The sequence below is a fragment of the Bartonella sp. ML69XJBT genome (assembly GCF_028618515.1).
Taxonomy (GTDB): Bacteria; Pseudomonadota; Alphaproteobacteria; order Rhizobiales; family Rhizobiaceae; genus Bartonella.
In genome coordinates this window covers 1-12,117 of the sequence record NZ_JAQITB010000017.1, presented here as the reverse complement: position 1 = coordinate 12,117, position 12,117 = coordinate 1, and the positions used below count along the sequence as shown (strand labels likewise).

Sequence of the window (12,117 nt, the reverse complement as noted above, 5' to 3'; positions counted from 1 at the left end):
GAGTAAATTTAGTGAACAATAGTGGCATGTTTGCTTACCATCATTGCTTCTTAAACAAACCACGCAAAGGAAGCATCAGAAAATGCGTTTAAAGACAATGCGATGTATAGATTCAGTTCTAAACTCAAGATTCTATTTTTGATCGCTTAAAATGAAATTCATTCCTTGTAATAAAAGCTAATTTTTTGTTCACACTGCATCAATTATCATTATCCAGCGGAGCTTTTGAGGATTGATCGCGTAGTGTAGGTGCTATAGAAACAGATGTTATCAAAGCATATTATTGCTCTAGGAGAAAAGACCTCATTCAGTTATATAGATAACTGATGAGTTCTTGACCTTTTCTCGGATCATCGCCCGTTACGCATATTCGATATATGATCCCATTAAAAAAGTAACAAGCCAAACCTTGAAAAGCATCACAGAACTATTGTGATCCTCCTTGTAAAAGCATTTGAAGAAAATATTTCTTATATATTTTCAGTTTGATAAGAAGCCAATGCTCAAAATATTATAATTAAGCTGTAAAATAACGATGCTGGTTCATCCAAATCCGCCGTCTACGAATCCTTCTAAAGCTATTCAACAGCGTCCCTTCTTGAAAAAAACACCATGTCAAAACCATGAATATAACCGTGACTTCAACCTGAGATTATAAATTTTCTGCCCGATAACAGAAGTTTTCGTCACAGCAAAATCCAAGCTTATCGTGGTAAGGATCAATAGCACAATCTCAACACCGAGCATAAACATAATCAATCCTGAAGGTTTCCTCTCAAGGGCATAACTACGCTCGTCACTTCGTGAAGCGTCCCCTTATCGACAACGCATCAACACGCAGAGAAAATACTAGCTGCCCTCAATCCCTGAAAATGAATTATCGTCATAACAAAGATCAACGTTCAAATTTATATTATGTCCCTCTCAAAAAAACTTGAAATGCTTAGCAATACGTGTATTCATTATTTGTAGACATGCATGTTGATTATCATATTGCGTATTTTTAGACCTGCGGACATAGGGATTATAGGGGGTGATGTGCGCAAACAGCTGGTGTTTCGATTTTATGGGCTTGTCGTCCTGCTCTATCTTTCTGATATGGTGCTATTCTTAAGTAATCTTTGGAATGCTTATCGTATAACATCCTCATCGGTTTTCCTAGGCGTAACCATGGCTTTTGGAATCCTTACACCCTATCTTTTGAAAAAAAGTAAACTTGTACGCATTAAGTCCTCGTTGCGGTTGGTAGATTTATACAAAAGGCGGATTATCATTTATAGTCTTCTTTTATTGATTGCCCTTTTTCATTATGTCGATTCCCCCTTTGGTTTTATTGCTGTCTCTATCTCTATTGGTTATCTCTCTTTGATCACTCTAAGCACACTCGAGACTTATAATACTAAACTAGCGCTTAGTGGTTATATTAGCGCGCAAAAGGCTTCCCGCATCATGCAAACAGTGGTGCAAATTGGTGCCTTTTTGGGAGCAGCATTGAGTGGTTATCTCTTAAAAGCAACCAGTTCACAAGGAATAGCAGCTGGTGTTGGCTATAATGGCTTGATTGCAGCAATTTGTCTGTTTGACATTATCGTAAGCCTTGTAGCCGGTTATGTTATTTTTCGCGATGAATATAGCACCGATAATGCTACAAATGCCACGCAGCTTGCAACCGAGAAGATGCAAACGACACCCCCGAAAGCAGATGGACTCACCTCTGAACTTAAGCTTTTATGCGTCTCTATAGGTCTTATTGGCTTTCATATTTGCGCCTATAATACACTGGCAACTATTCTTTTTCAAAGTGTGAAAAATTTTGGCTCTGAATATTATGGGCTTTGCAGCGCTATTGCAGGTGTTGGCGCTTTTTTAGCTGCTTTTATCAAAATCCCTCGCTTTGAATTCATCCTCCCAGCCCTATTGCTGAGTGTAGCTGATGCCATTTTTAGCATCACCCAATTACCCTATTTGGCTGTGGTCTTTTGCTTTTTTATTGGTTTTTCGATGAATACCATGCGAATTAATGCCCGCAAACATATGATTGAAGCAACCAAAACAGAAGCTCAAGCAGAGCTGGTGGGAAGCTATAGCGGCATGCTTTATACTCTCTCCCAATCGGCAGGTTATGTTATCCTTGGTCTTCTTACAAGCTCCACCCTTATGGGACCACAAGCAGCCGTTTATCTTCTCCCCCTTATAGGATTCATAATCTTTATTTATGTCCTTTCCCTTTCCTTGCAGCGGACCACAGCATGAGCAAACCCATTCTTATTATCGATCCTTTCTCCACAGGAGCCCTTTATGGCCCTGCTTTGCAAAAATTAGGCTATGCTTGTTATGGCGTTGTCTCTCAACCAACTCTCTCTTCGCATCTCATGCTTTCTTATCAGGGTGAGGGCATGGCTGAAGTAAAACTTCATAGTGTAGAGGAAATAAAGCAGCGCTTTCCGATTGGCGCTATAGCAGCCGTGGTGGCTGGTGCTGAGGGAGGTATTTATTGTACAGAGCAATTGGCTGCGTATTATGGTTGCCCTGGAAACAACCCCTCGACCACCGATTGGCGACGGAAAAAAGCAGCAATGCAAAAGCGCCTCCATGAAAATGGTTTGTCTTATATCCGCTCAAAAATTCTTACAAAAGATGATTGTACTCTTGATGATTTTGAAAGCCATAGTGGCTATGTAGTGAAGCCCAATGCTTCTGCTGGAAGCGATGGTGTTTTATTTTTCTCCAACCGTGAGGAAGTGGAAGCGTGGATCTCTGGAATCGATTGGAAACAGAAAAATATTTTTGGCATGCCTAATGAGGCTTATTTGCTCCAAGAAAGATTAGTAGGAGAAGAATACATCGTAGATGCCGTTGTAAAGGGAGAGGCTATCAAAATATGCAGTTTATCGCGCTATAAAAAGGGGCTCCATAATGGAAGTGCTTTTGTTTATGAATCGCTTGATGTGCTCGATGCTCAAGACTCTCTTTATGCTGATCTTATCTCTTATGCAAAAAAATGTATTAGCGCAGTGGGAATTGAATATGGACCTGCGCATATGGAAATCATGCAAACCGCTCACGGTCCCGTGATGATTGAAGTGGGAGCCCGCCTCCACGGAGGTATTGCACCCTCCTTGTTCGTGCATTGCTATGAAGATGATTTACTGAAAAGCTCTATCAACCTTATTGCGGGGGTATTTTCGCAAACACCAAGCCGCTTTAAGAAAAAAGGGCGTATTCTCTTTCTTATCAACAAGACTGAAGGTCTTATCATAAAAGATATGAACTTATGGCAGCAAAAACTTCATTCTTGCGAAAATGTGGTTCATTTTATGCTCTTTTTTAAAGAAAATGAGCCTCTACCTCTGACAATCGATTTAAATACCTGCCCAGCTATTATAGCAATTTTGGGCGAAAATGATGATGAACTATCAACCTTAGAGGACTCAATTCGTAGCAGTTTCTTATAAAATATAACAGTTGGGAGGAAAACATGGATTCAGCAACGCAAATAATGAGAAATATAGACAAATATGAAAAATGGAAGCAGATTGTTTTTAAAGAATTCGATGTGCTCATGAATAACAAAACTAGACTTTTTCCCTGCTTATTCGGGGTGAATGGATACCAAAAAGACATGCTCCGATTTGGATTCTACAACAAGTTGACCGCAAAAAAATATGATGCAAGACCTTATAAATTATTGCGATACTTATAAGAGTTTTGGAAAAAACACATCTTTTGTTGCATTCGAGGCGCCTGCCCCTGTACAAAGTATCGAAGTTTATAGAGAAAAATTTTGGTCTATCCTTAAAGATTTGAGAGTTCTTGACGAGCGAGATTGGCCGGAGCATATACCCCAAAATATGGACGATCCTCTATGGGAGTTTTGCTTTCATGGCGAACCCATGTTCATAGTTTGCAATACACCATCTCATATAAACAGAATAAGTAGAAAAAGCTCTACATTTATGTTAACCTTCCAGCCAAGGTGGGTTTTTTCTGATTTGCTCGATACGGAACAAAAAGCAAAGAATGCATTCTCCGCTGTAGGGAAAAGACTTGAACCTTTTGATATTATCACAAAATCCCCCTTTTTAGGAAAATATGGCGATCCCAATAATAGAGAGTGGATGCAATACTTCCTGCAAGATAATAATATTGAATCCCCATCTTGCCCGTATCATATCATGGAGCACGATAATGACTAAGTTTTCTAAAATTCAATTAAATAAAAATATCTATGATATCTTAAAAATGATGCTGCCAAAACAAGGCTCGATAGAGATACAAAGAGATTTTCCAGGAAAAATACACGATTGGCATACCCATAAGGTCGATGAAACTCTCTTAATTATAGAGGGAGAGTTAGATTTTTTCTATAGTGAGAAGCGTATAACCTGTACACCAGGAAATATGATACATCTTCCTGCCAACACAACGCATAAATCAGTAGCTGCAGATACAGGATGCATATATGCAATCGCTACGGAAATCCTTGCTCTTGAAAATGAGTAGATAAATGCGCTCTCGTTGATTGCCTCTGATACAGGGACCTTTTCGTCCCCTTCCCATAAAGCTGTACTTCTTAGGTTCTGCAGCGGATAAGATTATTAATTTGACTGCCTTCGGCTCACGTCCAATGCAGAAACCCTTCAAGCATCGTATTGCGCTCGTCACAGTTCATTTTGCTCTATGTTCTATAATGAAAAAATGGATAATGTAGAAAAACACACTGACCACTCGAAAGTACTGAGTTTGTGCTATGCGCAGCCAATAATCTGGGATCAGATCTTTTCATTTTATCAACCAAACTATCTGCAACATGAAGGGTGCACCGTTATATACCTGTTCAGTTATGGCAAATGCTGTTGGGGGGGCTATTTATTATCCCAAGTAAAACCAGATGTTTTTCATGTGCTAATCAGAATCATATGAAAAATATCAATGATTTTGTTAAGAATACTAAGCAAAATTCTATGAACCTTTATGATACCCATATAATACGGTTGCTGGTTATTTGACTGTTCTTAAAAAAATGAAATATTTCACGGATTTTAACTAATGAAAAAATATAGAAAGGATATTCTTCATCAATCTTTCTAGATAGTCAATTGATAAAACTAGAGATCCATAGAGCCGCTATTGCCATATTTGTCATAAAAGTATAAGTTTCCACATCATCTATTTCACAAAGTGATGTACTCATTACTTTAAGAGCGTTGATGTACTCATTGCTCTATTTGTGTTGGTGGGGAATAAATGACGAGTATATGAGCGTTTGGATTTTTATTTAACGGTATAAGGATTTTAACAGGCGCCTTTATTGTCTTTTATATGCTTGAAAAAGGCTTAATGCTTATTGATATCGGTATCATTAAGTCATTTTCAAGCCTTTGTCATGATGATTACAGATATTCCCTTGGATATTTTGTAGATAGAAAAAGTTATAAAATATCGATCATTTTAGCAGCAGCTTTTGCAGCTACATGGTTCTTTCTTATGGATATTTCTACAAGCTTTTACGGTTTTCTTCTAGCAGAGCTTTTTAATGCATTATCACTTACATTAATTGCTGGTGCCTATAACGCTTTACTTGTTCAATATGCAAAAACAAAACGTACATCTACGAAAAAAGTACTTGGTCATAGCTCTCAATATAATTGTATTGGCATACTTCTGTTTAGTTTAATAGGTGCATATTTTGCCGATTATTCTAGCCAATACATATGGTATATCTCTGCATTTCTTATGATGATGACCACAGTATTTGGTTTGTTTTTTCTGGATGATCTAAAAGGAGAGAAAAAAACAAAACAAGCGAATTTTTTAATTTCTGAAGTAAGAGAAATGTTGTCTATTTTTATTAATAGTTCCTTATATTTCTCTCTGTTTTTATTTTCTACTTATTTTTTCAATATATTTTCACAGTATTGGCAGTAGATATTTAAAGATTATAATATCAATGTAAGTTATTTTTATCTTGGCTTAGTCTTCTCTCTTATATTACTCTCCCAGCTACTGGCTAGTTTTCTATTTACAAAATTCAGTGAGAGAATGAATTTTGTTTTACTGCTGTTACTTTCAGCTGCCATGATTTTTACAGTTGTTTTCTTTGAACCAAGAAAAGAAATTGCTGTTCTTTTAGTCTGTATAATTTTTTATTTAATTAAGTATACATATCTTCGCGTGGAAGTAGCCCTGCACGACAGTATTAGCGACAATCTTAGAACCACATACGAGTCATTCTTGTCGACTGTTGGGAGACTTAGCCTCTTAGTATTTTTTTACATGAGTGCATATATGGTCAATATATTTGGCTTTGTGTTGTTGGTTTATATTTTGGGTATATATTTACTTATTTATTTGTTTGTAGTGTTTTTTTAGAAGGAACTTTTAAAAAATCACACTGAGAATATTAACTTATCATTATCACGAACATTTCACGGGAGACGGAGTAAAACATTTGAATATCACGATAGAAGCTTAGGATTTTCGACCACCAATCATATCACTTCCCATGAAGCTATGTTGTTGGGTTCGGTGGCGTATAAACCATTAACTTTTCTGCTTTCAACCCAAACCCAAGCACAGAAGTTTTCCAGGCACGGCGTCGTGCTCTTTATGGTTGATTTTGTAATATAAAGTAGAATACTGAAAGAGGTCCATTTCCTTATAGTAAAAGAGACTTGTGCATTGAACAGCCATCTGTCCATAGCACAGTAATTACATAGAAAATAACTCTTTTAGTAATTACCGCATCTTTTGCCGCAACAGTTCAGCCTGTTCTTCATCTATACTGGCTGAAAAATTCTCAGCGTCGTGGATTCCATAGCCATAGAGAATAGTAGTATATTGTGAAAATAAATGTCCGATAGAAACCCCGTTTAATGAGATCTAATCTACTTAATATATCTTATTTTCCAGTATTCTTATAACTTACAAGCTTTTATCTCTCTACTCAAAAAGACCATATTTGGGAGTAGAGAGATAAAATAGCCCCCTCTATACCAGTCACCTATAAAAACACTTAGCAATGTAAGCAATTTAAAAGGTAGGTAATAAACAGAAAAATCAGCCAACAGAATCAAAGGGCCTAAAATTCCCAAACTTTTATATAATCCATTAATTTTATGATAAATGGCGGAGAGAGAGGGAGCGTTATATTTATATAAAATCAATAAGTTATATAAAAGTTCGGGAATTTTGATTCCGTTGATTCTTTTAACTTATTTTATGTCTATCCCGAACCTTTTTGTAGCTTTTTGATTGCTTCTATTGCAAGTCGTTTTCTATCAGCTGTTTTGGTATAAAGGGATGCCATTTTATCTTCTGTCCAGCCAAAAAGCGCTTTCATTTGCGAAACTGTAGCACCAGCATTGGCGGCGCGTGTTGCTGCTAATTTTCGCAATCCATGGGCTGATTTTTTAATACCCGCCGCATTACATGCTTCACGAAAGAGGTTGCCAAAACTTTCTTTGACAAGCTTATTTCCACTTTTACCGCAGATGAATGTTTCATTACCTATGGGACCAATTTTAAGGGTTTCCTCTAGTTCTGGTAAAATAGGAAGAAAAACATCTGTTTTAAATTGGCTCTTTTCTGTTTTGAGATGGATGATATTATCTTTGACATCTTTCCAGCCGATACGAACGGCATCACCACGGCGCAAGCCTGTATAAAGAAGAACATCAATCCAGACGCGTTCATGTGTACCATGTGACCAACGGTGATAATATTTGTCTATGTCCTCTTCTAGCCATGGCAGTAATCCCTCTCTGTTCAAAGATTTTGGTGCTTTTATATTAAAGGCAGGATTTCTATTTAAAAGGGCATTATCAACCGCCCAATTAAAGAGACCGTTTAAAGAGGTCAAAAAATGTTTTGCAGCCGCGGGGGTCTCTCGCCTTCTGTCTACGGCTTCAAGAATGTGTTGTTTGTTTATACTTTTATATGCACGATTACCGATATGTTTAGAAACATTATTCAGAATTCGATATTTAACTTTTTTAGTAGATTCTGATTGATTATGCCATTGCATGCTTTGTAAATACTGATGCAACAACCAATCGAAAGACCCTTCTGTGAGTCTGGTACGCCTCTTTGTTTTGGAGGAGCCATTTTGCGCTTGTTTAATAGCCAGCGTATAATTGTCAACAAACTCTTGCGTTCCATAGGTTCCTTCAATCCGAAACCGTGGTCCATGACCAATACGGACATACCATATGATTTTACCATGGCGTGTACGTTCACGAACAAGATGCGGTGGACGGCGTTTTGGCATGGCTAAAACTTTATACCGTCGACAGAGGGGCAGCTTTTGCTGGTCTCGTAGTCTTCTTGTTCATTTTCAAGCGGTGGAAAATCATCAATGCTATAAGTATTATCTGTCGTTGTTGGTGTTATGGTTTTATTGATATGAATTAATAATTCCCCTGTAGGTTTGATTTCTATGAGTTCACATCCTTGTTTTTTAGCTTCTCTTAAAGCGCGTGCAATAGCTGGTTGCGTGATAGTAGGTGGGCGGTGTGGCATGTTTATTCCCCTTCATTTTAGATGTAATTCACCCGTGGCGTGAATCACGCTGGTGTTAAAAGTTTGTTTTTCGGTGTTAGAAACGGCTTATAGAGATACTATAAGATTAGTCGTTCGTATTTTCTCATCTGGTTTGTTTCCTTGATTTGCGTACAATCCACCCGTAGCGTAAAGCACGCATGTGTTGAAATTGTTAGGAAAGGGTGGGGGTGCTGGGAGGAGAAAGCACCCCCATAGGTTTAAGCAGCTTTTGCCAAAATCTTTTGCATCTCTTGTTCTATTTCTTCTAAAAAGATTTCGACCGCTTTATTGATCGCTTCAATGTGTTCCTCATCACGATTGATACGTTTGATTTTCATGCGCAAGTGAGATGATATACCTACAAAATGCGGATTATAGCTCATGAAATGACACCATTTACGTCCCGTGCAAGCCATTTGGAATTGCATTTGTGCGATGTATTCAGGCTTGATAGTGTCATCTATAAAAAAGCGTAGATGGTTTGGTGATTGTAGGCATTTAATCTCAATTAAACCGTCCTCACCAATAAGCCCATCTGGACTAGCACCAGCCATTTGGATTGTGGGATGTTGGACAAATCCACACCTTGTGACCTCTGTATCATAAATGAATGCATATTCTCTCAAGGCATCTTCTTCATGGTCAATGCCCCATTGCATAGCTGGCGTTATATAAGATTGGCTTATTTCCTCTGTTAATCGCTCCGTCATAAGCTTTATTTTGTACTCCTCATATTTGCTTGTAGGTAAACCTTTTGCTGTCTTACTGAGTACGTTATAAACGTTTGAAGCGGTGACTTTACCTAAACGGGCTTGAAACCATTCTGCTGTTCTTTGTTCCATTTCACACCGCCGTTTGTTGCTCTTGTTGTGCTTTATTCATTTGTGAGCGTTGCTTTTTTTTCAAAGCAAACAAAACGGTTTGGGCTTGTTTATAAGACATCTGTGTGAGATTTTTTACGCCTATAAAAGCAAGAATATCGTTTTCCTTTGCTTGTGTCTTTTCCATTAATTCTTTGATTTCATTCATCTGTTCAGAATAGATACCAGCAAGAATTGTGGCTCCATCTGCATCGTCTTCTTTTCTTGCTACAGTTAAGAAGCATACCTAGCAGGTATCTTCGTGCATAAGTAATCGTGGAACCAACAGATTGAATGTTATTTTTACTGCCTTGACCATCAATCGGGAATGTTCCTTGTGTTGATATTTCATTGCCAGATATATGCTTTAAAGTCATTTCTACGGTTATACCGTTTGAATTCTGTTCTTTGATCTGAGAAAACAAGGCAAAGTGATGTTTTGCAAGAGTTTCCTTGATTGCATCAATATATTTATCAAGCGTTGTATAGATACTTTTAGTATGTGTATTAAGGGCATTTTGTTCGATGTTTTTATATTCCATTTGCATAGCAGAAAGATCACGGACAAAGTTCTGGCGCTCTTGTCGTTCTATCTCCTTTTCTCGCAATTCAAGAAGGCTCTTGAGACGATCCAGATCAACATCACTTTGTAAAGCTCTTTCTAAAATAAGCTCCATAGCTGTAGAGTTGGTTTCACAAGCGTTTGTTTTTTCCACTAATTCCGTTTGTGTGGTAGTTAGTTCATTCATCTTGATTTCCTCCATTTAAAGCGCAATTCCCCCGTGGCGTGAATCACGCATGTGTTAAAAGTTGTTTGGTTTGGTTAGAAACGGCTTATAGAGATACTATAAGATTAGTCGTTCGTATTTCTTTTCCATAGAGACAGCCTCTTAATGCATGCTTTGTCTTTTAAGTTCTTGAGACAGAAGCCCAATGCCTTTTGTGGTAATTTTTGCGCAAGGAATGACTTTTTCTATTCCACTGGCGGTTTGAAGTGTGATCGTTGGACAATCCATCAGTTGCTTTTGGATTTTGTCTTGATAAGGGAGTAAATTTCCCCCTGCTGCACGCCGGTAAACCCAACCTTTTTGCTGTAAGAATTGAATGAATTGTTTTGGTTGCATCTCGAGGATTTTCGCGGCTTCTGTAAGACCAAAGAGCCCATCATGACGCTGTAAGCTTTCAAGTGCCATTGCCTTTGGTTTTAAATTTGCAATAATGTTATCTTTTTGTTCATTTTCATTTTTGAGATACGTTAAAACACCAAGCATAACTTGAGGGCTTGAGTAGTCGATTTGTGGTATTGCTGCTTGCTTTTCCAATTCTTGCCACCGATCAATTATTTTTGCTCGTAAGGCAGTGCTATAACCAGATACGAGAATTAAGCATTCACGTTTGGGGAGATTATAACAAGGGCGGCTTTCCCCTTTGCTATCAAGATAATAACCACTAAAATCAACCACCCCAAATTTGGGGGCGTTAAGTTCTTCAAGCATTTTCTTGATATCACGCATAACATGGTCATGTCTTTTACTGCACAATTCTGCAATTTCACGACTAGACATGGTTGGAACAGTTGTGTTTTGAAAATTGTTTTCAGATGTTATAATAAGGCTTTTCATCATCACCCCCTTAATTAAGAAAAACATAAGTTTTGGTATAATATTCTGCCATAGTTTCTATGGCGCTCTGCTTTAGCGATTTTCTTTGCTGCGTGAATTTTGAAGTAATGATTATCAGTTTTATCTGTTTCTATTTCAGATTTTGGACAAATCTTCTGTCTGTTCCATTCTTGTTTTGTAAAAACAAAATCCACGCCTTCTTTTAGATCAAACTTTTCAACACAATCGTTAAACCAAGTGGAAAAATCTTGTTTCAAATGTAAGTGCCTATGCATTACATGGGCCTTGACCATTTTGGCATAACCAATTTTGTTGTCTACCTCGTTTTCAGGTATGAGATATCCTTCACTATCATTATCATGTGTGTTCATAAGTTTACTCTAATCAATTATTGATGGGAAAAGGGGAGGCGCTTTTTAAACGCCCTTCAGAATTTTAAAGCACATCACAAGGACGCAAACGGTGCTGTTGTTCATAAGTACCGTACATTTCATCTTCATATTTTTCTTCTGCGATCTCTTCTAAAATTTCATTGTAGATATCACTTTCACGTATAAAGTAATGAACTTCCCTTTCCTCATAGAGATGGTCGATATTTTCTTTTACATATGCTTCTGCAATCTGTTCAGAAATGTCTTCACAACTCTTTTCAGAAGGATTTATACGAAAGATTTGGATGGCATCATCTCCCTCATCAACAATGCTTAGAATTTGGCTTGCATCAAGCGGTCCAGACTCTGCAATGTTTTGATCATCATCATAGACAACTAATAAAATTTCATCAGAATTTATAAGAATTGGATTTTCCATAATTTCCCCTCCCTAACGCCTAATAGCGATTGTTTGTGTTAATTTATGGATATATTAGTACATTATGAACGATACATAGTCAAGTACAAATTGTACTATTTTTTTAAAAAATAAAAAAATGGCGAATCAGTACTTATCTTGAGATATCAATACCCCACCATAAGCCGTTGATAGTATCTAATTAATAACGTAAACAGAAAGCTGTACTGCTTACATATCAAGAATAGTACGTCGTACACGACCTATTATAGAGATAGCACCTTCAAGTTTTGGGGCTTTTATTG

Annotated in this window: 10 protein-coding genes and 2 pseudogenes; 5 read left to right on the top strand and 7 right to left on the bottom strand. The window is 37.4% G+C overall.

The window, feature by feature from the left end; translation table 11 throughout:
* The first annotated feature begins 978 nt into the window (after positions 1 to 978).
* From PVV68_RS06405 to PVV68_RS10720, 5 genes and pseudogenes are all read left to right on the top strand, one after another.
* The gene (locus PVV68_RS06405) at positions 979 to 2,253 is read left to right on the top strand and encodes a hypothetical protein (RefSeq protein ID WP_273782769.1); all 1,275 of its coding nucleotides are present in this window, start codon (positions 979 to 981) and stop codon (positions 2,251 to 2,253) included.
* A complete protein-coding gene (locus tag PVV68_RS06400; RefSeq protein WP_273720160.1) occupies positions 2,250 to 3,455 on the top strand; it encodes an ATP-grasp domain-containing protein in 1,206 nt (401 codons plus the stop codon). The genes PVV68_RS06405 and PVV68_RS06400 overlap by 4 nt, the downstream gene beginning before the upstream one ends.
* Before the next feature lie 210 nt (positions 3,456 to 3,665).
* On the top strand, positions 3,666 to 4,196 hold the full coding sequence (locus PVV68_RS06390) for a YqcI/YcgG family protein (RefSeq protein WP_273782768.1): 531 nt from the start codon (positions 3,666 to 3,668) through the stop codon (positions 4,194 to 4,196).
* A complete protein-coding gene (locus PVV68_RS06385) occupies positions 4,189 to 4,503 on the top strand; it encodes a cupin domain-containing protein (protein WP_273720162.1) in 315 nt (104 codons plus the stop codon). Before PVV68_RS06390 ends, PVV68_RS06385 begins: the two co-directional genes overlap by 8 nt.
* A gap of 783 nt (positions 4,504 to 5,286) precedes the next feature.
* Positions 5,287 to 6,398, top strand: a pseudogene (locus PVV68_RS10720) (MFS transporter).
* 827 nt (positions 6,399 to 7,225) lie between these two features.
* Here the strand turns inward: PVV68_RS10720 and PVV68_RS06375 are convergent.
* The 7 genes and pseudogenes from PVV68_RS06375 to PVV68_RS06345 form a co-directional block, all read right to left on the bottom strand.
* Complete coding sequence (locus PVV68_RS06375) at positions 7,226 to 8,269, bottom strand: tyrosine-type recombinase/integrase (protein WP_273782767.1); 1,044 nt, start codon at positions 8,267 to 8,269, stop codon at positions 7,226 to 7,228.
* Positions 8,270 to 8,271: 2 nt separating this feature from the next.
* Positions 8,272 to 8,520 (bottom strand): hypothetical protein, encoded by a 249-nt coding sequence (locus PVV68_RS06370; RefSeq protein WP_015857131.1) that lies wholly within the window; start codon positions 8,518 to 8,520, stop codon positions 8,272 to 8,274.
* Positions 8,521 to 8,759: 239 nt separating this feature from the next.
* On the bottom strand, positions 8,760 to 9,383 hold the full coding sequence (locus PVV68_RS06365; RefSeq protein ID WP_273782766.1) for a lambda exonuclease family protein: 624 nt from the start codon (positions 9,381 to 9,383) through the stop codon (positions 8,760 to 8,762).
* 1 nt (position 9,384) lies between these two features.
* A pseudogene (locus tag PVV68_RS06360) lies at positions 9,385 to 10,150 on the bottom strand (ERF family protein).
* Positions 10,151 to 10,291: 141 nt separating this feature from the next.
* Positions 10,292 to 11,023 carry a Rha family transcriptional regulator gene (locus PVV68_RS06355; RefSeq protein WP_273782776.1) on the bottom strand — a complete coding sequence of 244 codons (732 nt, stop codon included), beginning with the start codon at positions 11,021 to 11,023 and terminating at the stop codon, positions 10,292 to 10,294.
* 14 nt (positions 11,024 to 11,037) lie between these two features.
* Positions 11,038 to 11,394 (bottom strand): antA/AntB antirepressor family protein, encoded by a 357-nt coding sequence (locus PVV68_RS06350; RefSeq protein ID WP_273782765.1) that lies wholly within the window; start codon positions 11,392 to 11,394, stop codon positions 11,038 to 11,040.
* A 64-nt stretch (positions 11,395 to 11,458) separates the two neighbouring features.
* A complete protein-coding gene (locus PVV68_RS06345) occupies positions 11,459 to 11,833 on the bottom strand; it encodes a hypothetical protein (protein WP_273782764.1) in 375 nt (124 codons plus the stop codon).
* Between the last annotated feature and the right edge of the window lie 284 nt (positions 11,834 to 12,117).